This window comes from Kitasatospora purpeofusca (assembly GCF_034043715.1).
GTDB classification, from domain to species: Bacteria; Actinomycetota; Actinomycetes; order Streptomycetales; family Streptomycetaceae; genus Kitasatospora; species Kitasatospora purpeofusca_A.
In genome coordinates this window covers 25,563-48,113 of the sequence record NZ_JAXCLC010000024.1, presented here as the reverse complement: position 1 = coordinate 48,113, position 22,551 = coordinate 25,563, and the positions used below count along the sequence as shown (strand labels likewise).

Genomic DNA, 22,551 nt, shown 5'->3' with positions numbered 1-22,551 from the left:
CGGCGGGACCGTGGCTGGTCCGGGCGCCCGCCGTCGACGGCGGGCCGCTGCGAGCGGCCACTATCGTGTTCCCGTGACCGTCCCCGCGCAGCGTCCGCTGCTGTTTCTCGACGTCGACGGACCTCTCATCCCATTCGGGTCGCCCGATCGGTATCCGACCTTCGCGACGGGTCCTCACTCACCGGGCGACGACGCGAACCCTCTCCTGAGCAGGATCGATCCCGCGCACGGGCCCCGCCTGTCGGCGCTCCCGTGCGACCTTGTGTGGGCGACGAGCTGGATGGCCGAAGCGAACGACCGCATCGCCCCGCGCATCGGCCTACCCCCGCTCGCGGTGGTCCCCTGGCCGGAACCGTCCGACCTCGACGACCTTGACGACCTCGGCCGCCTCGACGACCAGGACGAGCGGCACGGGCTGCACTGGAAGACCCGCACCCTCGTCGACTGGGCCGCGGGGCGCCCGTTCGCCTGGGTCGACGACGAGGTCACCGACACCGACCGGGCCTGGGTCGCCGCCCACCACCGGGCGCCCGCACTGCTCCATCGCGTCGATCCCCGCCGCGGTCTGACCGACGGCGACTACGCGGCTCTCGACGCGTGGTTCCGCCGGCAGATCAGAGTCCTGGGACAGTGAGGGCCGTCGTGCCCTCGGCCCCGCCGGGCCTTGTCGCAGCGGTGAACGTCGGCTCGTGGCCGGTCAGGTCACTGCTGGCCGCCCAGAGGATTGCCGCGGTCGTGGTGTCGGTGAGGTGGTTCCACAGGGGTTCGGTCCTGGGTGTACCGCGCAGGCCGAACGCCCGGGGGCTCAGCATCCGGCCGCCGCGTACGCCCGGGTCGAGCACGGCTCGGACCGCGGGCCACGCGGCGGCGTCCTTGCCCTGGACGACGAGGCCGAGCGGCAGGTGGCCCAGCCGCTCGCGGGCGGTCCGGACGTGGATCGGCGGGCGCGACGGGGTGAGGGAGTCGAGCGCCCCGCCGGGATGGACGAGCACGCTGAGCGTTGCGCTGCCGGCGGCGCGCAGGCGGCGGTCGAGTTCGAGGGCGAAGAGCATCTGGGCCAGCTTGGAGCGCGCGTAGGCGCGCTTGGGCCGGTAGTCGCGCGTGCTCTGGAGGTCGTCGAGGTCCAGGCGTTCGGACTTGGCGGCGAAGCTGCCGGTGGTGACGATCCGGCTCCCCGGGGTCGCCATGAGCAGGGGAGCCAGGTGGTGGGTCAGGGAGAAGTGCCCCAGGTGGTTGGTCGCGAACATCAGCTCGTGGCCGGCCGCGGTCTCGCGGCGCGGGGGGCGGTCGAGTGCCACTCCGGCGTTGTGGACGACCGCGTCGAGGCGGTCCAGCCCGAGCGCGTCCACGGTTGTCCGGAGCGAAGCGGGATCGGCCAGGTCCAGGGGCAGGTGCCCCAGCTCGGCGCCGGGGACGCGCGAGGCGATGGAGGCGATCGCGGCTCCGGCCTTCGCCGGGTCGCGGCTGCCGAGCACGACTGTGGCCCCGGTGGCGGCGAGCTGCTCGGCGACGAAGTACCCGATGCCCGCGTTGCCGCCGGTGACCAGGAAGTTCTTTCCGTCGGCCCGGGGCAGCCGGTGGACGTCCCACGGCGGGGTCTGGGGTACGGAGGACATGGCGGGCTCCCGGAGCTCGAAGTGGTGCGGCGGCGGGCGGAGCCGCGGATTCCCAGCCGCTCACGCCCGGTTCCCACGGTCCCGGAGGCCACCCGCATCCCACCCACAGGTCGCTGTCCCCGCTGACAGCCGACCGGCATCGCTCTCCCGGTCCGTGTGATCAAAAACCGCGCCCTACCGGACAGGCGTCCGGACAGCGGGTGCACCGAGGTCGGTCAACACGTTCCCGACGTGTGTCTTCACTGTCTTCGGACTCACCACGGGCGACCGCGCGAGCTCGGGGTCGGCAGCCGTGCAGGCTGCCGCGCGGGAGGTCCGGACGGGGATCGGCAGGTGAACCGCCGCCGCCCGAGCGCAAGGTTGTCCCGTAACAGCAGCGCGCGCGTGAGATGATCTCCGTGTCGTCCGAGTCGTCCGTGTGCTCCGACCGCTGACAACGCCCCCGGCAGCCCAGCGGCGCCCGCCCGGACCTGCCCGGGTGGCGCCGGCGAGCACGGGCGGAGTTGGCGGTGCGAGGTTCCCGGAAGGAAGCGGTCGGCCCCGGCCGGCCCGGCGAAGGCCCGGCCGACGCCGGGGTGGCGAAAAGATTGGTGTGCGGGACCGGCGGAACCGGGTAACGTCCTTGCCGTGTGCTTCCAGGCGCCGCTTTACGAGTGAGAGCGTGACGGGCCTGCGCTGACATCCTTCGACGTCGCCGCCCGTCCCCCACCGATGCATCCGTAGATCACTTCACATCATTAACCCTTCACATCATTAACCGGAGACCCTTGACTGTGAGCAAGAACATCAACAACCCCGTGGGCATGGGCGGCGGCCAGCGCAAGAAGCTGTCCCGCGACGAACGGCGGAACAACGGTCCGCACCGCAACCTCGACCGCCAGAGTGCGGCCGACCAGAAGGCGGAGCTGGTGCGCAAGATGCGCGAGAAGGCAGGCACGGCCGAAGACGCCGCGCAGGCGGGCGACGACACCGCGCAGACGCAGAGCTGACGCACCGCCGCTGCTGAGAAGCACGGGTCAGGGCCCGGACCGCGCGTCGCGGTCCGGGCCCTGCTGCTCTTTCGAGCCCCGCATCGACACCGGCGGAAGATGGCCGGGCCCCTCACGCTCGTCGACATGAGGGGCCCGACCATCAGCCTACGCCCGTGGCCACCGGCCCTTGCGGCCGGGCCGGCCCGAACCGGAGTTCCACAGGCACTACCGCCGCCGACCTTCCCGGACCGCGCCCCCGGCAGTGACGCAGGGACTCCCGCGTGAACCAAGCCACGGGCGGCACGAGTCCGACGCCGAGGAACCGGTGAGCCCGCCCCAGGCCGCCCCGCCAGGCGATCAGGACCGCGGATTCCCGCCCGCGGTGGGGCCCCGGTGGTCCCAGCCGGGGGAGCGGACCTCCAGGCCGACGTCCGGGCTGCGCACCTCCACCCCGCAGGTGCGACAGGTCCAGGCCGCGTCCAGCGGGTGGCCGGGATCGTCAGGGTGGTCGGAGTCGTCAGGGTGGTCGGGGTTGTCCAGGTGGTCGGGATGGTCCGGGTGGTGGCGTAGCACCACCGGTGGCTCGGGCGACAGCCAGCGGTCGCCCCAGGCGAGCAGGGCCTGGGTGAGCGGGGCGAGGTCCCGACCGGCCTCGGTGAGGTGGTACTCGTAGCGCGGGGGGCGCTCGCTGTAGGCGCGGCGTTCGACCACTCCCGCTTCCTCCAGGGAGCGCAGCCGGGCGGTGAGCCGGTCGCGCGGGGCGCCGGTGTTGCGGGCGATCCGGTCGAACCGGTGATTGCCGTAGAACAGCTCGCGCACCGCGAGCAGCGCCCACTTCTCGCCGAGGACCTGCAGCGCGGCCGCGATGGAGCAGGGGCGGCCCGGCAGGGCGGTGGCGGCGGAACGGGCGGCTGCGGGCTGGGCGTCGATGTGCGGGGTCACTCCACCAGCCTGCCACAGCGGGTTGCGTATTCAAACTCACTGCCGCTAGCGTTCCGGGCCATGGAGCCAGTTGGAATATCAAACCCAGTAGCCGCGCCGACCGACCGGGACCGGCCCCACCGCCGCACCGCGTTCCTGGTGCTCGCCGCCGCGGTCTTCGTCTCGAACCTCGACCTGTTCATCGTCAACGTCGCCCTCCCGGCGATGCAGCAGCACTTCCACGGCAGCAGCCTGGCCACCCTCTCCTGGGTGCTGAACGGCTACGCCATCGTCTTCGCCGCGCTGCTGGTCCCCGCCGGACGGCTGGCCGACCGCATCGGCCACCGGAGGGTGTTCCTCGCCGGGCTGGCCGTCTTCACCGCTGCCTCCGCACTCTGCGCACTCGCCCCGGCCGTCGGCTGGCTCGACGCCGCCCGGGCGGTCCAGGCGGCGGGCGCGGCGGCGCTGATGCCGACCTCACTCGCGCTGCTGCTCGATGCCACTCCCGCAGCCGAGCGCCCCGGCGCCATCCGGGCCTGGGCCTCGATCGGCGGGATCGCCGCCGGCCTCGGACCGGTCCTCGGCGGACTCCTGGTCGAAGCCGACTGGCGCTGGGTGTTCGTCGCCAACGTCCCGGTCGGCATCGCCGCCATCGCCGTCGGGGCCCGCGTACTGCCCAGGCTGCGCGGCCGGGAGAACGGACCGCTGCCGGACCTGCTCGGCGCCGTCCTGCTCACCGCCGCCATCGCCACCCTCACCGTCGCCCTGGTCAAGGGCGACAGCTGGGGCTGGCTCTCGCCCCAGGTCCTGGGCAGCCTGCTCGCGAGCACCCTGCTGACCGGCTGGTTCCTGCGCCGCTCGGCGCGCCACCGCGCCCCCATCGTCGAACTGCCGCTGCTGCGCGTACCGGTCTTCGCCGCCGCCAACACCGCGGCCCTGCTGTTCACCCTCGCCTTCGCGGGCATGCTGCTGACCTCGGTCCTGTGGTGCCAGCAGACCTGGGGGTACTCGGCGCTGCGCACCGGACTCGCCATCGCCCCCGGACCGCTACTGGTGCCGCCGGTCGCACTGGGCAGCGCCGCACTGGTCCGCAGGCTCGGCCCCGGACGGGTGGCCGCGCTCGGCACCCTGCTGTTCGCCGCAGGCATCGGCTGGTGGACCGCCGCCGTCGGAGTCCGGCCCGGCTACGCGACCGAACTGCTGCCCGGGCTGCTGCTCACCGGCCTGGGCGTGGGACTGACCCTGCCCACCCTCGTCGGGTCCGCCGCGGCGGCGCTGCCGCCCACCCGCTTCGCCACCGGCTCGGCGATCACCACGATGGCCCGGCAGCTCGGCGCGGTGGTGGGCGTGGCGCTGACGGTGAGCCTGATCGGCACCTCGCACGGGTCGCAGGCCGCGCTGGAGGGCTTCCGCCGCAGCTGGACGCTGGTGATCGCGGCAGCACTGCTGGCCTGCGCGGCCGCCCTGTGGCTCGCCGCCGCCCAGCGCCGCGCGGCGGATCCGCGGTAGCCGGCACGCGTCGGCCACCGCCGTCCTGAAACCGCCGGCCGGGGCGGTGGTGTGACCGCTCCCCGCCACCGGCGGCCGGCGCTGGACCCCCAGTCACCAAGGACCACGCCCGGGCCCGAGCCGCAGGCGGCCACCGACGGCCCCGGCCCGACGACGCGTTTCCGGAAAGAGCGGGACCTGGGCGACCGACAGCTGATCCTCATCGGCCGGGCGCGGCTACCTGGCGAAGCTGTCGAGGAGCCAAGGAGCAGCGTCTCATCGTGTCATCCGTGACCGACAGGGCGGGTGGGTCCTGGAGGAGAGGCCCAGTTGTATCGGGCTTGGGTGTGGTTGGGGGTACGGCGGTTCGGTGGGCCGGTCGGGAGGCGTCTGCCAGGTCGCTGGTGTGGAGAGGGTGGGAGGGTGCAGGGTGTCACCATGTCCGAACGCCGTGACCGTCGTCGTCGTCACGCCCGTGCCCGGGCTCTCGGAGTGCCCGTCGGCCAGGTCGGCCGCCGGACTTCCTTCCGTCGGCCTGGGCCGCCGGTCGTGGAGCCCGCGTGGCCGCGTACCGCGGTGCCGGACCGGGACGAGGCTCCTGCGATCGTCCGGGCGCCGCTTCCGGTACTGGTGGTGTGCTGCACGGTCTCGCGTGACCGTCAGGTCACGGACGGCGGGACCGTGGTGGTGCTGATCCGCCACACGGCCGACTGCTCGATCTGGTCCGCTCGCTGACCACGGGCCCCGACGGACCCGACCACGCGACGAGGACCATCGGGCATGGGCACCTGTGTGCTGCGTCCGTCGGCTGACCCCGCAGGCGAGGGGAGGGCACGGTGATCACTGCCGGCGGGCTCCCGCGATGCGGCTGACCCCCGTCTGTGCGGGGGAGAGTTTCGAGGCAGTAGTGGGGCTGACGAAAATCATCTGGAGATCTTCGTGGCCCCTGGCAGGCTGGTGGCATGGCATCCCTAGATGATCAAGAACTGAGCACGGCGATTCGGAATGCCGACTCACCGGCATGGTCCGTTCGTGCGGCTGCCGGGCGGCAGCTTGCGGTGTCGGACAGGCTCGAGGAGGCGACGGACGTCATCCACCGCCTCCTCCTGGACGTCCAGGACACCGGCGTCACCCAGGAGACGGCGGTGGCCCTGCTCGAACGCGAAGACACGATCGGGCTCCGCCGCGTGTTGCTGGCCAGAAGCTGTGCGTCGGAAACCTGGACTGCAGAGGAGATCCAAGCCGCTCTGGACTGCGACCCCGACTGGATGACGACCGAAGGCGCGGACCGGCTGATCAAGCAGTACCGCGAGCTGGCAACAGACCAGGACGTCGGCGTCCGCGACGAGGCCCAACGGCTTCTGGCGCGGCTGCGGCCGCGCGAGGAATGGGCACGGGACTCGGAGACGGACGCCTGACACTTGGCACCCGGACACCTGACCCTCGCGCCTGCGAGGATGACCTCGGCGCCGACGACGGGGATCAGGGGCACGGCGGCTGGCCCCCGGACCCGGTTGAGCACGTCGGACCGGATCGACATACTTCCTCAATGACCAGCACCGGGACCGAAGGCGTTCAGTCGGGATGGGACGAGCCCTGGTACCGCGTCCGAACAGATCGGTTCCAGGCATCGTTCCTGCCCGATGCGGGCGAACCCCTGGACACCGTGTGCAACGTCGATGTCGAGGTCCGGCTGACATCGGACGGCTCCCGCTGGAGCGCGACCGTGTTCACGCTTGCCGAGGTCGAACGCATCATGCAGAGATGGTCCCGAACCGGTGAGGCACAGGGCGGCCGCTACTTCGCGTGCTCCGACGGCCTCATCGTTCGGGATCGCGGCATCGAGAACATGACGCAGGTGCTGGCCGGCCTCCTCGACGACGGCGACTTCACACAGGTTCTCCAGCGGCTCGACGACGAATGACCGTCCGGCTCCGACCGGGCCCGTGGCCGCGGACACCGCGCGGCTGCGGGCCTGCTGTTCAAGGGCGAAGGGCGCATCGGCGAGCGGCTCGCGCTCGGCCGGGAGGCGGTGCCCGGCGGGTGCGGATCGCGGGGACCGGCCTCGTAGGTCGGGCAGCGGGTCGATGGCGGGCCCGGTGGCTGAGTCGGCGTTCTTGGTGGGGGTGGAAGGTCCGGTAGCGGTCGGAGCCGCCGCTGGTGAGCAGGGCGCGTGGTTCCGGGGCGGCTTTGGCGCCGGCCGGTGGCCGTCGGGCTCCGGTGATGTCGGGGTGGTCGCCGATCAGGTGGCGGCAGGCGCCTTCGGGTGTTCGCGCTCGGCTCGGTGCCCGGCGGAGTCCCCGCCGGGCACCGAGCCGAGCGACAGCCGTCCGCCCGAGTGCCGCGGTCTGCCGGCCGCGGCACGGGGAGAGGCCGGGAGCAGCCGGAGGAGCGGTCAGAGACAACGGGGCCTCCTGGCGTGCTCAAGGTCTCGACAACCCCGAACTGCACCAGAGGCCCTGTCTCCATGCTCGGCGAGCGGCAAGATCACCCGACCGTGCTGTCCAGTCGGACCCGCGTCCACCAAGATCGATACGACAACGGCTTCTCACGCCTCGCCGACCAGCAGCCGGGCGTTGATCGTCGGGTTGCCCGCCTGCGAGAGCGGGAAGGCCGTGCCGATCTCCTCGCCGTGCCCCGGCACGTCGATCCGGACGGACAGCGCCTTGTCGAGGATCTCGTCCTGGGACATCCGGAAGTCGAGGTTGATGATGCCGTTCTTCTTGCACGTCTCACAGCCCTGCGGGTTCTTCGGCTGGAAGAAGAACCGTGCCGCGATCGGCTCGCCGTCGGCGAGCAGGGTCACGCTGAACGACCCCGGGATGTTCAGCCGGTCGATCCCCTTGACCCGCACCGAGACCGGGTCGGAGCTCCGGAACGCGAAGGTGCGGGCGGCGTCGATGCTGCCGGAGAGGTTCTCCATCTCACCCTTCGCGTGGCTGATGAGTTCCAGGCGGTCGTACGTGACGTCGGTGGCGATGGTCTGCTGGGCGACCTGGGGGAAGGGCTTCAGCTCGGTGAACACGGAGGAGGCGGGTTGCAGCCAGGTGTCGTCCTGCCCTGCCAGCGTGGTGCGGAACCCGGCGAGTGCGGTCGCGTCGGTGTTCGTCTGCCAGCTCAGCCAGAGCCGGTCGATGTTGCAGTGGAAGAACCAGAACACCGGGTCGAAGGCCGAGACGTTCTGGTCGTTCATCGTCGGCCCGATCGATCCGTGGCCGGCGTCGTGGGCCTGGATCGAGAAGTCCTGGTAGCCGTTGGTGTTGAACGCACCCCACAGCGACTGCGCCAGCGAGGTGGTGATGTCGCCGAGGACGTCGAACACTCGGACGCGCGCCGTGATGCCGTCGACCGAGTAGCGCTCGGTCGTGTACGGGAAGTACCCGTGAACGGGCGGGTGCGCGGCGGCGCCGGGGTCGGCCGGCAGGACGTACTTGTCGAACGGCGGGTGCTGCAGACGGTCCGGCAGCGGGGTCGAGATGTCCCAGTACGGGAGCGTCACGTCCTGGCAGCCCGGAACGGAGCGCAGCGCGTCCTCGAACTCGGTCAGGTACTGGCGGTGCCAGGGGTTGAAGCGGTTCTCGTGGTGCAGGCACCAGGCTCCCGGGAGGCCGTGCTGCCCGGCCAGCACGAAGTAGCCGTCCGCCGCCATGGTTGCGCGGGCCATCACTCCCTCGAACGCCGTTGCCAGAAGGGCGAATTCGGCGTCGGTCAGGGCGGCGACGTCCTTGCGCAGCCGGGTCGGCGCCGCCCCGGTCGGCGGCTCCGCGGCAGGGGGCGTTGCCGTACCGAGCGGGAAGCCGTTGAGGATCCAGTTCTTGAACGTCTGCGAGCGGTTGGCGCTCCACTTGCCGGCCGGGTCAGGGGGCATGTCCGCCGTGGGAGGAGCGGTGTGGGTGAAGATCGCCCCGGCGTTGTTCTTCACTCCGTCGTAGGTGCCGAGATCGATGCCCTTGGCGGCCATGTGTTCCACGTCCTGGGGCCGGAAGTAGTGGCGGATGTCCGCCAGGTAGGTCGGCGCCGCGACGACCGGATCGTCGGCGGGGTTGTTCTGGGGCGTGGTCATCTGTCCTCCGCGGGGCTCGGGGGGCGTTTTGCTCTGATATCGAGCATTGCGGGGCGAGTATGCGCCACTGCAAGAGTTCTCTATACGATCGACACGGCCCGGCGGTCGGAGTCGCGGTGTGCGGGCGGCTGTTTCCTGCGAATTCCAACGAATTACTCAGGCGCTCCGGTCTTGAGTTCCAGGGGCCCTTTCGCGTGCGCTACTGGTCTGCGGACCACGGATCGGTCTTCCAGATGATCCTGAAGACCGTCTGGGGCGGGTAGGACCTGAAGCCCCCGCCGCCGCTGCTGTCCGGCTTGACGTGCACCCAGCCATCTGGGCCGATAAGGGCCAAGCCCGTGTCTGCGGCGTGGCCGCCCTCGGTGGCGGGGAGCTCAATTCTGGCTTCGGTCCATGTGGTCTGTGTCATGTATCGACTGTTCCTGGCCCTGGAGCGGATTCGCCACCCGGCGTGCGCCGGGTGGCGGGCAGCACACCTCGAAGGTGCAGCCCGACCGGAGCAGGAGGGCCTCGGGCATCGCGCTCCGGGCCCTCCCTCATGCACTGGGGGTCACAGTCAGAGCGGCCTGGCCGGCTTCGCCGCCGGACTGGTCCCCGACCTCGACGCCGTCGTCCTCGTTCTCACGTCACTTCGGCGCGTCCAGCCGTGACTCGGCGACCGCGAGACCGGTGATGGCCACGAGCATCAGCACCGTGCCGATCACCGTGGCCGGGGTGAGCCGCTCGCCGAGGAGGAGCACGGCGAGCACCGCCGCGCTGACCGGCTCGATCAGCATGACCACCGATGCCGTCGCTGCCCGGACGGCGCCTGCCCCGGCGAAGTAGAGCGGGTAGGCGAGCGCCGTCGTGACGGTGGCGACGTAGAGCATCAACAGCATGACGCGGCCGAGGTGGGCGGTGTGCGGCACGAGTCCCTCGCTCAGCGCGAGGGGCAGCATGACGGCGGCGCCGACGGCGAACGACCACACCATGAGGGTGTAGGGATCCTCGCCGGCGCCGTGCCGTCCGGTCCAGCGGCCCAGGATGTTGGAGACGGCGTACCCGCCGGCGGACAGCAGGGCCATCCCCACGCCGACGGGGCGGACGACACCGCTCTGATTGCCCAGCACCAGGACGGCGAGGCCGGCCAGCGTGCCGGCGACCGCGAGCAGCCCGGCGCGTCCGATGCGCTCGCCCAGAAACAGGCGTCCGCCGGCGGCGGTGAACACCGGGGCCGCTCCGAGCGTGACGGTGGTGCCTACGGCCAGTCCGGTGTCCTGGACGGCGGCGAAGTAGGCGGTCTGGAAGACCGCCAGGCCGATGCCGGTGCCCGTGAACAGCAGCACACGCCGGTCCAGCGTCTGCGGAGTCCTGGGCGTGTTGCGGGCAGGGCGGAGGGCTCGGGCCGCGAGCAGCAGTGCCGCGCCGGTCAGGAAGCGCCAGAACGAGACGGCCATGGGCCCGAGGTCGCTGGACCGGTAGACGAGGTCCACGGTGGCTCCGGTGGTGTCCCAGGTGATGGCGGCGAATGCCAGACAGGCAAGGCCGCGGCGCACCGATCGGGGCGCCGTCACGGGGGCAGGGGTGATGGCGACAGCAGTTTTCGACACGGAAAGAATCTCCAGACGGAGCAGATGGTCGTGGTCTCGCGTCTGCGGGCACAACCAGTCAGCGCGTCGGGTCCGGGGCCCGGGCCCCGACGCGCCGGTGTCGATGGCGACCCGCCTCAGAGGACGGGCGGCGACAGAACTGCTGTGGAGGACATGCTCACCACTGTAGGGCGCCGCGGGTGGAGACTCATCCCCGGCGAAGGTGCCGAGGCGTCCCGATGCCCCGTGGCGCGACTTTGGCCGACGCACCGTCGCCCGAACGGTGCGCCGAGCCGCAGGTGGCCCACCCAGCGAGCACCTCGACCACGGGTGACTCACGGGTGCTGTCGTCGCCCAAACCGGGGAACTCCTCGACACCGGAACGCTCTTGGCCAGTCGGCCTGCACCGGAGCCTGCGGAAACCCGGCCTGACCGTCCTGCGGGCGGCCTGGAAGTGAAGCTGCGGATACGGCTACTTCTCAGTGGCCGACGTGGATATACCCGGCCCACAGTGAGGGGCTGGCCCGATACCGGTCACGCAGGGCACGTACGGCCTGGTTCAGGGCCAGGGCCGACAGTTCGGTGCGCGGTGGGGTGCTGCCGCCGTGGGTGAGGCCGGCGTAGGTCGCGCGGGTGATCTCCACCGAGGTGCTGTCGTCGACCGGCCAGAGGGTGCCGATGACGCGTTGGTATCCGGCGAGTTGGAAGGCCCCGGTGATGTGCAGTGCCTCGTCGGCGTTGTCCGGGTGCGTGTGGGAGGTGCTGCAGGCGGACAGGTAGGCGAGGTCCGCGGAGGGCAGCTCCAGGGCGGAGAGTTGTTCCACGGTCAGCGGCCGGGTGAGGTGGTCGTGGAGCAGCAGCATGCCGGCGGCGGGGTTCTCCCAGAAGGTGAGGCCGTGGCAGGAGAAATGGGCGACGGGGTAGGCGGGCAGCGCGCGGACGACGTTCTCGTACGTGGCCTGCGCGCCGGACAGGACCAGGGCGTTCGGCAGCAGTTCCGTGAGGGCCGCGGCCTCTGCCGCCGCTCCCGGCAGCGGAGGGGCGTCCTCGGCGTCGGGCACCGCCACGACCAGCGCGCGCGGGGTCGTACCGGCCGCCGGGGGACCGGACCGGCCGGCCAGGGCGCGCACGGTGGTGGTGTAGGAGGAGACGGCCCGGTCCATCACCGTCGCCTTCCCGCCGCTGTCGTGATGGCCGGCGGCATGGAGCGGGAAGTACGCCATCAGGCCGACGGGGCACCACCAGATGCGGGGCGGGGGCCGCGTGTCGGAGGACGGGGCGGTGAGGCCCAGCGCGTCGAGCACGGGTGCGGTGACGCGGTCCCACAGCCAGCGCAGGATCTCGTCCAGGTCCCGCTGGGCGTTGCGGCGGGTGAGCAGCGACGGGTCGTTCGGGGCGGCGAAGACGGCACGAGTCAGGCGCAGAAGGTGCGCGATGACGTCGGCCTGGGTCAGGCCGGTCAACGGGATTGTCAGAAGGGGCTGTTCGGCGTCAGCCCGCAGGACGAGTGCGTCGCAGCGGCGCTCGTTGATGTTCACGATCACTACGGGGCCCTGATCGGCGTGGCGGCGCAGCGCGTGGACGGAGGGCGCCCGCAGGAAGCCTGCCATGCCGTCGAGGCTCCGGATCCGGCTCATCAGGTCGTCCCAGTTCCCGTCGTTCCCCTCGTTCCCGTCGCGGGCAGGGGTGTTGAGGGCAGGGGTGTTGAGGGCGGTGCGCAGCCGCAGGAACTCGGCATGGAGCTGGGGTGACCGGTGCCGCAGCAGCCTGAGGTCACGGGCCTCCAGCGTCCGACCGTGCAGGATTCCGCGCGACAACTCCAGGAGTTCCACGGCCCGTTCCGGTCTGCCGAGCTCCAGTGCGGCGGCTGCGGCACCGTCCGGCAGTCCCTCGATCTGGCTGAGTCCGACGATGTTGCCGTGGTAGGACAGCCAGTCCGGGGTGAGCTGCGGCAGCAGGGCGACTGCGGCTTCGTAGGCGGCGAGTGCGGCGTGCGGGTCGCCGAGGGCGGCCTCCATGGCGCCCAGGTGCTGGAAGCTCTTGATCCGTACGTTGGGGGGTCCGGCGGCGGACGCGGACTCTGCGAAGACGTGCCGTGCCTGGCGCCGCCACGCGGCGGTGTCGCCGTCGCCGTGCCTGGCCAGGTCGCGCAGGGTGACGCCCAGGTACCACAGGCGATCGCCCCGTTCCCGGTGGTCGGGCGGTGTGGCAGCCGCCACGTGCTGGAACAGCCCGAGCGCCTCGTGCAGTGCTACGGCGTCCGTGCCGCGCGCGTCCACGCTGGAGCGGTACAAGAGGGTTGTTGCCAGGGCGAATTGGGCCGCTGTGCGCCAGGGGCCGGGGTCGGGGGCGGCGGCCACGGCCGTGCGGGCGGTCAGTTCCGCCTCGTGGAGCGCGAGTTGGTCGTCGGTCATGGTGTGCAGGGAAGCCAGCGACTGAGTGAGGTCGATGAGGGTGTCGGCGTGCTCGTCGGCGGCCGACGGCGTCTCGATCGTCGCCCGCATCAGGTCGATGGCCCGGCGCATCAGGTCGGGGTCCCTGCGGTCCTGGGCGAGCAGCCTGACGGCGGATGCGAGACGCGTCCGCCGCCTGTTGAACTCGGGATCGCGTCGCGGTGTGGCCGCGAGGCATTGTTCGCTCAAGTCGACCGCCTCCACCAGCAGTCGCGTGTCCGTCGTCGCGTCGTACATGGCCCGCAGAGCGCGTACGAGATCGAACTGGGCCCCGGCACGGTCGGAGGTGCCGCGGGCCTCGGACAGCGCCTCGCGCGCGAGGCCGACGGCTTCCTGGAGCGGTTCGACGTGTGCGGTGACGCCCGCGAGCCGCCGCAGCGAGGTGATCAGGGCCGTCCGGAACATCGGGTGGAGCTCGTCGCCGGGCGGGACGGTGGCGTAGCCCTCGCGCGCCACCCGGACGGCCTCGACGGGCGCGTCCCGGTGCCCGCTCCGCTCGAAGTGCTCACCGAGCTGGACCACCAGATAGAACTGGTTCACCTGGCGCATGTGGTTGCCGTGCGGTGTCGCCGCCACGGCCTCGCGGAAGGCGAGCACCGACTCGGCCACGGGCTCGGGGGAGTCCGTGCCCTGTGCGACTGCGAACAGCCGCTGCCCCAGGCTGTTGAAGACCCGGCCGCGGTCGTCGTGGCCGGGCGGCACCAGCGGAACGCAGCGGTGCAGCAGGGCGATCGAGGCCGCGAGGTCCGCTTCCCGCGCGGTGCCGGATCTGCGGCCGGCGCGGTCGGCGAGCAGTTCCGCGGCGGTGAGCAGCACTTCGAGATCGTACGGATCATCGGCCGCCAGTTGGTGCAGGCCGGCCAGCACGTCGGACGGGTCGGTGCCCCGCCTCTCATGCAGTCCGGCCCTGAAGAGCAGTCTGCGGCGCTTCCACTGACCCACTGCTTCCTCCTGGTGGCCCCGCGGCGTCCGGCACCGCACCACCGACCACCGTAGCGGGATGCGCCGGATCCTGGGGCCCCGTAGAGTCGCCAACTCAGGGATCGTCCAACTGACATGGCGATCGCGAAGGCAGGGAGCCCTCGGTGGACGAACTCGCGGAACGGCTCAGTCGCGTGTGCACGCTCATGGGTGCGGGCGAGCTGGAGGAGGCGGCGCGCGAGGCGGGCGCGGCGGAACTCGTCGTCGCTGTCCTTGCGGCGCTGCGCGGAGAAGAACCGGTGGCGCGCTCCGTGCTGGAGCGTCGGCTGGACACCCTGGACGACCGGATGGCCGCGGCCGGCTTCGGCATCGTGACCAGGGCGGCGAAGGGCTTTCCGACCCTGCCGGGGAACAGCACCGGCCGCCCGGTGGCGCACCGGTGGACCTGCCCCGCCGCCCACCCCTGCGAGCGGTTGCCGAGCGTGGAACGGTACCCGGAGGCTCCCGTGTGCGCGATGACGGGCCGTCCCTTCGTCTATGGCCGGGCCCGGCTGTGAACACCTTTCTGTCCGCACTCGCCGGCAAGGCCGCCGAGAAGTGGCTCGCCCTGCTCGTCCTGCCCGGAGTGGTCTACCTCGCCGGTGTGGCCGCCGCCGCCGTACTCGGACACGCCCAAGCCCTGGACCTGGCGGAACTCCGGGCTGCCATCGACCGGTTGGCCGCCGACCCAGGAGCCTCCAACGCCGCTGCGGTCCTTCTCGTGGCCGCCGGTGTGCTGGCGGCGGCCACGCTGGCCGGACTGTGCGCCAGAGCGTCGGCAGTCGTCGTGGAGCACCTGTGGACCGGTCGGGGCGACCGGTGGCCCGCGCGCCTTCTGGTACGCCGCCGCGTCCACCGCTGGCGGCAGGCCGAAGCGGCGTGCGAGGCGGCCGGGACCCGCGCCGAACTCGCCAGGGCCATCGAACGCCGCGACGCCATCGCCCTCGTCCGCCCCCGGCGGCCCACCTGGATCGGCGACCGCCTCCACGCGGCCGATCAGCGGGTGTACGACGCCTACGGCCTGGACCTCGGCGCCGCCTGGCCCCGGCTCTGGCTGACGGTGCCCGATGCGGTCCGGGCCGAAGTCCTCTCCGCTCGCGAGGCATACGGCGCCGCTTTCGGGCTCGCCGGATGGGCTGCGCTGTACCTGCTGCTCGGCGTCTGGTGGTGGCCGGCGCTGGCCGCCGCCGCTGTCGTCGCGGCCACGGCATGGATCCGGGGCCGCTCGGCAACGGCGGTGTTCGCCGATCTCGTCGAGGCGACCGTCGACCTGCACGCCGTCACCCTGGCACAGGAACTCGGCCTGACCGGCGAACGGCCCGCCCTCACCTGGGAGGTCGGCGACGCCATCACCACCACCCTGCGCAAGGATCCGCCGCCCGAGCCACCCCGTGATCCGCCGGGCACTGCCTGATTAGCGGCGCCCTGCCCCCCGACAGGTCGGCTGCCGGCGGACCAGCGCACCGGCGCCGCCGGGTGCTGCTTCCGGCCGTCAGGCCGTGGCGTGGTCGGGAAGCAGGCGGGCGCGCAGGAATGCGAGGACCTCGTCGCGGGCTTGCACGGTGGGGTGGCCCTGCTCGTCGACGAGGTGCGCGGTGAGCACGCTGTGGGGGGTCCGGACCAGGTCGCGGAAGAACGGCGGCGGTTCGGGGTTCGCGTACTCGCCGGGGAGGACACGGCCCTCGAAGCGGTCACCGAGCAGTTGTGCGTAGGCGGCGAAGCGTTGGCCGGTACACCACTTGTCGGTGTCGAAGCGCAGGCCGAGCGCGGTGAGCCCGTCGCGCTCGAACCGCTCCCGGATGGCGGCCTCGTCCTCGGGCGACAGCTCCAGGGCGCCCGGGTCGTCCAGGGGCAACGAGGGCTGGCCGAGGACCGGGGCGATGACGGCCGGTTCCAGCGTCATGCTCAGCGCGAAGTTGCCGGTGAAGCACATCCCCACCGCGCCGACGCCCGGTCCGCCGCACTCGTCGTGCGCGGTCCTGGCCAGCGCGCGCAGCCACACCGCCACCGGACTCGTGCCACCGCCCGCGAACGCCCTGAACTCCTCACTGACGCACGCCCGTTTGAGGATCGGCTCGCCGAGTTCGACGGTGGGATACGCCCCGTCGACACCGAAGAGCGAGGGCACGTAGACGGTGAACCCCGCATCGCGCACCCATCCGGCGAAGCGCACCACGTCGGGGCTTATGCCCGGCATCTCGGGCATCACGACCACCGCGGGCCCGTTCCCGGCCACGTGGACGGTCTTCTCGCCCCCGGGCAGCGAGAGCACGCGTCTCGCGAAGCCGTCCAGCCCGGCGCCGTCGTCGGTACCCATGATCTGCGCCCCCACTATGCGATCGACCGGTCGTAATTATTGCGCACACTACACGACCGATCGATCGCATACAATGGGGCACATGCTCCCGGACACCCCCCACCCCGCCGCTGACGCGCCCGCGCCGCGCGCCGACGGCCGCCGCGCCCGCGGCGACCGGACACGGCACGAAGTCGCCCGCCAGGCAGCCATGTCCGCGACCGTCCACGGCCTGGACGCCATCACCGTCGGCACGCTCGCCGCCCGGACCGGGCACAGCAAGAGCGGCATCCTCACGGTGTTCGCCAACCGGGAAGCCATCCAGATCGCCGCCGTCGCCGAGGCCCGCGCCCTGTACCTGCGGCACGTCGTCGAGCCGTCGTGGCCCGCCGCCCCGGGCCGGCCCCGGCTCCGCGCCCTGCTCGACAACTGGGTCGCCTACCAGCGCGACGGCGTCTTCCCCGGCGGGTGTTTCATCACCACGACCTCGGTCGAATACGGCCGCCGCAAAGGCCCCGTCGCGGACGCGGTCCGCGACCTCGTCCGCGAGTGGACGCACCTGCTGGAGTCCGAACTGTCCACCGCCGGCAGCCGTTTCCCCGCCGACGACGCCTTCCGCATCGACGCCTACCTGCGCGCTGCCAACACCCGCTACCAACTCTTCGGCGACGATACCGACCTGGACCGCGCCAGACGCCTGTCCCTGGACGTGCTCGGCGCCTGACGCCGCCACTCGAAGGCGCCACCTGCGGCACCACCACCCGCTTCTCCGGCCCGTGCGAAACCCGCCCGGGGCCTGCTCGGCGGTTCACACGCGAAACGGGGCGGGCCGACGGCGTCGGGTGCCGGCTCGCGCGCTCACCGCCCGGGCCGCTCCTCCCAGGCGTGCAGGACCTTGTCCAGCGTGATCGGCAGGTCCCGGACGCGCACCCCGCAGGCGTGCCACACCGCGTTCGACACCGCGGCGGCCGTGCCGACGATGCCGATCTCCCCGATGCCCTTGGATCCCATGGCGTTGACGTGGGGGTCGTGCTCCGGGATCCAGTGCGCCTCGATCTCGTCGACGTCCGCGTTGGCCGTGATGTGGTAGTCGGCGAAGTCGTGGTTGACGACGTGGCCGGTGCGGGGGTCGAGCACGCTGCTCTCGTGCAGTGCCATGGACAGCCCCATCGTCATCCCGCCGACGAACTGCGACCGCGCCGTGCGCGGGTTGATGATCCGGCCCGCGGCGAACACTCCCAGCAGACGTGGCACCCGCACCTCGCCCGTGTCGGCGTGGATGTGCGCCTCGGCGAACTGCGCTCCGAAGGCGTGCATCGCATAGCGCTCGTCGGGCGGCCCGACGGTACCGGACGCCTGGGCCCCGTCCGGCGGCTCGGCCCCGTACGCGTCGCGGAAGGCGCGCGCGGCCTCGACCACGGCGGAGCCCCACGTCGTCATGCCCGAGGAGCCCCCGGCCACCGATGCCACCGGGTAGGCGGTGTCGCCGATCCGCACCTCCACGCGGGCCACCGGCTCGCCGAGCGCGTCCGCGGCGATCTGCGCCAGCGTGGTCCACGTCCCGGTGCCCAGGTCGGCCGCGCCGATCTCGGCGACGTAGCGTTCCCCTTCCCGCCGGATCGTCGCGGTCGACCTGGGCATGCGGTTGACCGGGTAGGTGGAGGCGGCGACGCCCGTGCCGACCAGCCAGTCGCCGCGGCGGCGCACGCCGGGGCGCGGATCGCGCTGCGACCAGCCGAACCGTGCCGCGCCCTCCCGTAGGCAGCCGACGAGGCCGCGGCTGGAGAAGGGCTTGCCCGAACCGGGTTCGACGTCCGGCTCGTTGCGGATCCGCAGCTCGATCGGATCCAGGCCCAGGCGCTCGGCCAGCTCGTCCATGGCCACCTCGGGGCCGAACATGCCGGGGCACTCGCCCGGGGCGCGCATCCAGGACGGTACCGGGACGTCGAGAGCGGCGAGCCGGTGCGTGGTGCGCCGGTTCGGCGAGGCGTACATCATGCGCGCGGGCACACCGGTCTGTTCGGCGAACTCCTTGATGCGTGAGGTCTGTTCGACGACGTCGACCGCGATGGCGGTGAGCCTGCCGTCCCGGTCGGCGGCGAGGCGGCAGCGCTGGATGGTCGGCGTGCGGTAGCCGGTGAGGGAGAACATCTGCTGCCGGGTCAGGGCCAGCCGCACCGCCCGGCCGGGGACGGCGCGCGCGGCCAGCGCGGCGAGCACCACGTTGACGTGCGGCTGCCCCTTGGACCCGAACCCGCCGCCGACGTACGGGCAGACGACCCGCACCCGCGCCTCGTCCAGACCGAACAGCGGCGCCACGACGGCACGCGTCGTGTGGACGCCCTGCGTGGAGTCCCACAGGGTGAGCAGCCCGTCGCCCGCCGGTTCCCACAGGGCCGCCGTGGCGTGCGGCTCCATCGGGTTGTTGTGGTACATCGCGGTGGTGTACGTCGCCTCGACGCTCACCTGGGCGGCCGCCATCGCGGCGTCGACGTCGCCCTCGGCGGTGTCGGTCGGAAAGTCCGGGTTGACCGTCTCCGGCGCGTACAGGTCCTCGCGGTCGGCCCGCAGCTCGCAGTCGTGCTCCTCGCGCGCGTAGCCGACCCGTACGAGCGCGGCCGCGTGCCGCGCCACCTCGGAGCTGTCGGCGACGACCAGCGCGAGGACCTGGCCGCGGAAGGCGACCTCCTCGTCCTGCAGGACCGCCAGCTCCCTGTTCTCCGTGGCGGCCAGGCGCTCCGCGGAGCCGGGGGTGAGCACCGCGACCACGCCCTCGAGCGCCTCCGCGGCGGTGGTGTCCAGCTCCGTGACGCGCCCCCGGGCGATCGTGGCCTGGACGGCGTGCAGGTGGGCGGCGCCCGCCGGCGCGTTCTCACCGGCGTACGCGGCGGTGCCCAGGACCTTGACGGCCCCGTCCCGCCGGGGCAGGTCGCGGCCGACGGCCTGCGGTTCGTTCGGGAACGTCATCGGGTGTCCTCTCCGGCCAGCTCGCGCAGGGTGGCGGCCAGGGTGCGGCGCAGCAGGGGGATCTTGAACGCGTTGCCGCCGTCCAGCCCCTCGGCGGCCCGGGCGTCGGCGAGTTCCGCGTCCGCGGCGGCCCGGTAGCTCTCCTCCGAGGCGGGGGAGCCCCGCAGCACCTCCTCGGCCCGGTAGGCGCGCCACGGCGCGTGCGCGACGCCGCCGAACGCGACGCGCGCGTCCACGATCACGCCGTCCACGACCTCCAGCGCCGCGGCCACGCTGACCAGGGCGAACGCGTACGAGGCCCGGTCGCGCACCTTGCGGTAGGCCGATCGGCGGGCGAGGGGCTGTGCCGGCAGGTCGATCGCGGTGATCAGTTCCCCGTGCTCGAGCACCGTGTCGCGCTCGGGAGCATCGCCGGGCAGGCGGTGCAGGTCGACGAAGGGGACCACGCGCTCGCCGTCCGGGCCGAGCACCCGCACCCGCGCCTCGAGCGCGGCCATCGCCACGGCCATGTCGGAGGGGTGGACCGCGATGCAGTGCTCGGACGCGCCGAGGACCGCGTGGTGGCGGGTCCACCCGCCGATCGCCGAACAGCCCGCGCCCGGCTCCCGCTTGTTGCACGGGGTGGTGACGTCCTGGAAGTAGACGCAGCGCGTGCGTTGCAGCGGGTTGCCGCCGACGGTGGCCATGTTGCGCAACTGCCCCGACGCACCCGACAGCAGCGCCTGCGACAGCACCGGGAACCGGGCGCGCACCCGCGGGTCCGCGGCGAGTTCGCTGTTGCTGAGGCCCGCGCCGATCCTGAGGGCGCCGCCGTCGAGTTCCTCGATCTCGGTGGGCAGGAGGCCGGCGAGGCCGACGACCAGGCGGGGTTCGGCGACGCCCAGCTTGAGGTGGTCCACCAGGTTCGTCCCGCCGCCGAGGAACACCGCGTCCGGATTCCCGGCGACGCCGCGCACGGCGGCCGCGGGGTCGGCGGGGCTGAGGTAGTCGAAGGGTTTCACCCGGCGACCCCCTGGTCGGCGACCTCCTGGTCGGCGACCTCCTGGTCCGCGGCCCGCCGGGCCGGGGACGCCTCGGCCGCCTGGCGTACGGCGGTCACGATGTTGACGTAGGCGGCGCAGCGGCACAGATTGCCGCTCATCCGCTCGGCCACCTCGGCGCGGTCCAGTCGCGGCGCCCCCGGGCCCTTCGTGACGGCGCTCGGCCAGCCCTTCGCGAACTCGTCGAGCGCGCCGACGGCGGACACCACCTGCCCCGGGGTGCAGTAGCCGCACTGCAGCGCGTCGCAGTCGACGAACGCCTGCTGCACCGGATGCAGCCCGCGCTCGCCGTCCTGTCCGTCGCCGTCCTGTCCGTCGCCGTGCCGTTCGTCGGTGCCGGCCACCTCGGCGGCGAGCCCTTCGGCGGTGACGACCTCGGTGCCGTCCTGGGTGACCGCGAGTGTCAGGCAGCTCAGCACGCGCCGGCCGCCGGACAGCACCGTGCACGCGCCGCACTGTCCGTGGTCGCAGCCCTTCTTCGGGCTCGTTACCCCGATCCGTTCCCGTAGGGCGTCGAGCAGCGTGGTGCGGGTGTCGACGGCCAGTCGGCGCGGGATCCCGTCGACCCGCACGGTGATGTCCTTGTTCATCGCACGAGCGTCCCCGGTCCCGCCCCCGCTCACACGGCGCCCGGCGTCCGGTCACACCCCTGGCGGCAGGACCGCGCGCAGGGGCTTCGCGTCCGGAGCCGGGGGCGGAGCGGGCCGGGTCCGCGGGGGCGGGGGCGGGGGGTGTCAGCCGGCGTCGCGGTCGCGCAGCTGTTCGGCTGCGGCCTGGTAGGCGTCGGTGGCGCGGGCGAAGTAGTCGAGGAGGACCTCCAACTGCTCGGGCGGGTAACCGCCGAGGAGTTCGCCGATCCGCCGGCGGGCGGGGGCCATCGCCTCGTCGAGGCCGGCGGGCTTTCCGACGGGTTCGATGATCACCTTGCGCCGGTCGTCGGGCGACGGCGCCCGGCGGACGTAGCCGGCGGCCTCCAGCCTGTCGACCAGGCGGGTGGTGGGGCCGGTGGTCAGGCCCGTCCGCGCGCCCAGTTCCCCGGGGGTCATCGGCCCGCAGAGCTCCAACACGTTCAGCGCGTACAGGTCGGTGGCGCCGAGGTCGCACGCCTTGGCGCTGGCGTGGCCGTGGAGCATCACGGCGCTCAGGTACCGGCGGTAGGTCTTCCCGGCCCCGGCCGGGACGGCATGCGTTGACACGGACTTCCCCACTCCCTAATCTCTTCCTTGAAGAAGATAAATCCTGGAGGCAGATAAAGCCTCGAGGAAGCATCTTCATCGGCGAAGCTACCACGGACGGGATCCCGCCCGGGCCGGGACGTGACCACCCCGAAACCCGCCACCGCCGGACTACCGCCCACCCCGCAACCTCCCGGAGGACCCGACCGTGACCAGCCACCAGCCCGCCCCCGCCGACCGCACCGAGGACACCGCCGCCGTCCGCGCCCTGCTGCAGCGCAGCGCCGCCGCCTGGGCCGACGGCGACGGCGCCGCGTACGGGGCGTGCTTCACCGCCGACGCCACCGATGTCACCTACGCCGGCACCCTCTACCGCGGCGCCACCGAGATCGGCTGCGCCCACCAGGCCCTGTTCGACAGCTTCCTCCAGCACACCCGCCTGGACCTCGACCTGATCGACCTGCGCTTCCACGGCCCCGACACCGCGGTGGCGGTGACGCGCGGCGACGTGCGCAAGAGCGGCGCCAAGCCCGGCCGGCCCGCGAAGCTCGCCACCTACACGCTGGTCCGCGAGGCCCACGGGCAATGGCGCATCGCCGCCGTCCAGAAGACCCGGCGCAAACCCCTCATGGAGGCCTTCTCCTTCCGCGTCCAACCCGCCACCCGGCCCGCCGCCCACTGACCGAGTCCGCTCGTTCCGCTGGATGCCGCGCGGCCGAGGCCGGGTGACGATCTCGCCGCGGCAGCCGCCTCGTGGCCGGGGGACCTGGTGCGACCGGGAACCCCGGTCGGGTGCGGCGACCCGCTCCTCGGCTCACCCGAAACGACCGTGCACCGCACCGAGGGCATGGAGCCGGTCCTCTCTCCCAAGTACGGGCATCGCCAACCTCCCGCCGCAGGGCCTCCAACAGCGCCGGGCCCGCGGCCGGGTCGGCGAGCCGGTACAAGCGCGGCGCGGCGGAACACCGCTTGGGCGAGAGTCGGTGACCGAGCTGCGCCACGGCTTCGCCCGATGTCAGTGCCATCGCACCCC

19 protein-coding genes are annotated in these 22,551 nt (G+C 72.7%); 9 read left to right on the top strand and 10 right to left on the bottom strand.

The window, feature by feature from the left end; genetic code table 11:
- The first annotated feature begins 73 nt into the window (after positions 1-73).
- Positions 74-634, top strand: coding sequence for an HAD domain-containing protein (locus SM793_RS14810; protein ID WP_320438635.1), 561 nt, complete (start codon positions 74-76; stop codon positions 632-634).
- Here the strand turns inward: SM793_RS14810 and SM793_RS14805 are convergent.
- Positions 615-1,616 carry an SDR family NAD(P)-dependent oxidoreductase gene (locus SM793_RS14805; protein WP_320438634.1) on the bottom strand — a complete coding sequence of 334 codons (1,002 nt, stop codon included), beginning with the start codon at positions 1,614-1,616 and terminating at the stop codon, positions 615-617. The two genes, SM793_RS14810 and SM793_RS14805, sit on opposite strands and share 20 nt — an antisense overlap.
- Positions 1,617-2,383: 767 nt before the next feature.
- Between SM793_RS14805 and SM793_RS14800 the strand changes: the two genes are divergently transcribed.
- Positions 2,384-2,605, top strand: coding sequence for a DUF6243 family protein (locus SM793_RS14800; protein ID WP_320438633.1), 222 nt, complete (start codon positions 2,384-2,386; stop codon positions 2,603-2,605).
- Positions 2,606-2,944: 339 nt separating this feature from the next.
- Here the strand turns inward: SM793_RS14800 and SM793_RS14795 are convergent, their stop codons facing one another.
- The gene (locus tag SM793_RS14795; RefSeq protein WP_320438632.1) at positions 2,945-3,529 is read right to left on the bottom strand and encodes a helix-turn-helix domain-containing protein; all 585 of its coding nucleotides are present in this window, start codon (positions 3,527-3,529) and stop codon (positions 2,945-2,947) included.
- Positions 3,530-3,589: 60 nt separating this feature from the next.
- On the opposite strand from SM793_RS14795, the gene SM793_RS14790 reads away from it, so the two are divergent.
- The 3 genes from SM793_RS14790 (at position 3,590) to SM793_RS14780 (ending at position 6,920) form a co-directional block, all read left to right on the top strand.
- Positions 3,590-5,017, top strand: coding sequence for an MFS transporter (locus SM793_RS14790; RefSeq protein ID WP_320438631.1), 1,428 nt, complete (start codon positions 3,590-3,592; stop codon positions 5,015-5,017).
- 941 nt (positions 5,018-5,958) lie between these two features.
- Complete coding sequence (locus SM793_RS14785) at positions 5,959-6,414, top strand: hypothetical protein (RefSeq protein WP_320438630.1); 456 nt, start codon at positions 5,959-5,961, stop codon at positions 6,412-6,414.
- A gap of 131 nt (positions 6,415-6,545) precedes the next feature.
- Entirely contained in the window at positions 6,546-6,920 is a 375-nt protein-coding gene (locus tag SM793_RS14780) for a hypothetical protein (protein WP_320438629.1), read from the top strand.
- Between the two features lie 624 nt (positions 6,921-7,544).
- Here the strand turns inward: SM793_RS14780 and SM793_RS14775 are convergent.
- From SM793_RS14775 to SM793_RS14765, 3 genes are all read right to left on the bottom strand, one after another.
- On the bottom strand, positions 7,545-9,059 hold the full coding sequence (locus SM793_RS14775) for a tyrosinase family protein (RefSeq protein ID WP_320438628.1): 1,515 nt from the start codon (positions 9,057-9,059) through the stop codon (positions 7,545-7,547).
- Positions 9,060-9,685: 626 nt separating this feature from the next.
- Positions 9,686-10,648, bottom strand: coding sequence for a DMT family transporter (locus SM793_RS14770; protein ID WP_413815961.1), 963 nt, complete (start codon positions 10,646-10,648; stop codon positions 9,686-9,688).
- 458 nt (positions 10,649-11,106) lie between these two features.
- Positions 11,107-14,022 (bottom strand): CHAT domain-containing protein, encoded by a 2,916-nt coding sequence (locus SM793_RS14765; protein WP_320438627.1) that lies wholly within the window; start codon positions 14,020-14,022, stop codon positions 11,107-11,109.
- Between the two features lie 143 nt (positions 14,023-14,165).
- Between SM793_RS14765 and SM793_RS14760 the strand changes: the two genes are divergently transcribed.
- A complete protein-coding gene (locus tag SM793_RS14760) occupies positions 14,166-14,558 on the top strand; it encodes a hypothetical protein (RefSeq protein WP_320438626.1) in 393 nt (130 codons plus the stop codon).
- On the top strand, positions 14,555-15,454 hold the full coding sequence (locus SM793_RS14755; protein ID WP_320438625.1) for a hypothetical protein: 900 nt from the start codon (positions 14,555-14,557) through the stop codon (positions 15,452-15,454). The genes SM793_RS14760 and SM793_RS14755 overlap by 4 nt, the downstream gene beginning before the upstream one ends.
- 78 nt (positions 15,455-15,532) lie before the next feature.
- On the opposite strand, the gene SM793_RS14750 is transcribed toward SM793_RS14755, so the two are convergent.
- Complete coding sequence (locus tag SM793_RS14750) at positions 15,533-16,357, bottom strand: dienelactone hydrolase family protein (protein ID WP_320438624.1); 825 nt, start codon at positions 16,355-16,357, stop codon at positions 15,533-15,535.
- Between the two features lie 82 nt (positions 16,358-16,439).
- On the opposite strand from SM793_RS14750, the gene SM793_RS14745 reads away from it, so the two are divergent.
- On the top strand, positions 16,440-17,060 hold the full coding sequence (locus SM793_RS14745; protein ID WP_320438623.1) for a TetR/AcrR family transcriptional regulator: 621 nt from the start codon (positions 16,440-16,442) through the stop codon (positions 17,058-17,060).
- Positions 17,061-17,194: 134 nt separating this feature from the next.
- On the opposite strand, the gene SM793_RS14740 is transcribed toward SM793_RS14745, so the two are convergent.
- The 4 genes from SM793_RS14740 to SM793_RS14725 form a co-directional block, all read right to left on the bottom strand.
- Complete coding sequence (locus SM793_RS14740) at positions 17,195-19,303, bottom strand: xanthine dehydrogenase family protein molybdopterin-binding subunit (protein ID WP_320438622.1); 2,109 nt, start codon at positions 19,301-19,303, stop codon at positions 17,195-17,197.
- On the bottom strand, positions 19,300-20,304 hold the full coding sequence (locus tag SM793_RS14735; RefSeq protein WP_320438621.1) for a xanthine dehydrogenase family protein subunit M: 1,005 nt from the start codon (positions 20,302-20,304) through the stop codon (positions 19,300-19,302). The genes SM793_RS14740 and SM793_RS14735 overlap by 4 nt, the downstream gene beginning before the upstream one ends.
- Positions 20,301-20,933, bottom strand: a complete 633-nt coding sequence (locus tag SM793_RS14730) for a (2Fe-2S)-binding protein (RefSeq protein ID WP_320438620.1) — start codon at positions 20,931-20,933, stop codon at positions 20,301-20,303. The genes SM793_RS14735 and SM793_RS14730 overlap by 4 nt, the downstream gene beginning before the upstream one ends.
- Positions 20,934-21,077: 144 nt before the next feature.
- A complete protein-coding gene (locus SM793_RS14725) occupies positions 21,078-21,539 on the bottom strand; it encodes a MarR family winged helix-turn-helix transcriptional regulator (RefSeq protein ID WP_413815960.1) in 462 nt (153 codons plus the stop codon).
- Positions 21,540-21,726: 187 nt separating this feature from the next.
- On the opposite strand from SM793_RS14725, the gene SM793_RS14720 reads away from it, so the two are divergent.
- Entirely contained in the window at positions 21,727-22,200 is a 474-nt protein-coding gene (locus tag SM793_RS14720; protein WP_320438619.1) for an SgcJ/EcaC family oxidoreductase, read from the top strand.
- Positions 22,201-22,551 lie beyond the last annotated feature (351 nt).

What these genes read in the sequence shown, in the direction of transcription:
- SM793_RS14805 (WP_320438634.1), bottom strand. Translation starts at nt 1,616, where the DNA reads ATGTCCTCCGTACCCCAGACCCCGCCGTGGGACGTCCACCGGCTGCCC.
- SM793_RS14740 (WP_320438622.1), bottom strand. Translation starts at nt 19,303, where the DNA reads ATGACGTTCCCGAACGAACCGCAGGCCGTCGGCCGCGACCTGCCCCGG.
- SM793_RS14730 (WP_320438620.1), bottom strand. Translation starts at nt 20,933, where the DNA reads ATGAACAAGGACATCACCGTGCGGGTCGACGGGATCCCGCGCCGACTG.
- SM793_RS14780 (WP_320438629.1), top strand. Translation starts at nt 6,546, where the DNA reads ATGACCAGCACCGGGACCGAAGGCGTTCAGTCGGGATGGGACGAGCCC.
- SM793_RS14775 (WP_320438628.1), bottom strand. Translation starts at nt 9,059, where the DNA reads ATGACCACGCCCCAGAACAACCCCGCCGACGATCCGGTCGTCGCGGCG.
- SM793_RS14745 (WP_320438623.1), top strand. Translation starts at nt 16,440, where the DNA reads ATGCTCCCGGACACCCCCCACCCCGCCGCTGACGCGCCCGCGCCGCGC.
- SM793_RS14790 (WP_320438631.1), top strand. Translation starts at nt 3,590, where the DNA reads ATGGAGCCAGTTGGAATATCAAACCCAGTAGCCGCGCCGACCGACCGG.
- SM793_RS14750 (WP_320438624.1), bottom strand. Translation starts at nt 16,357, where the DNA reads ATGGGTACCGACGACGGCGCCGGGCTGGACGGCTTCGCGAGACGCGTG.
- SM793_RS14785 (WP_320438630.1), top strand. Translation starts at nt 5,959, where the DNA reads ATGGCATCCCTAGATGATCAAGAACTGAGCACGGCGATTCGGAATGCC.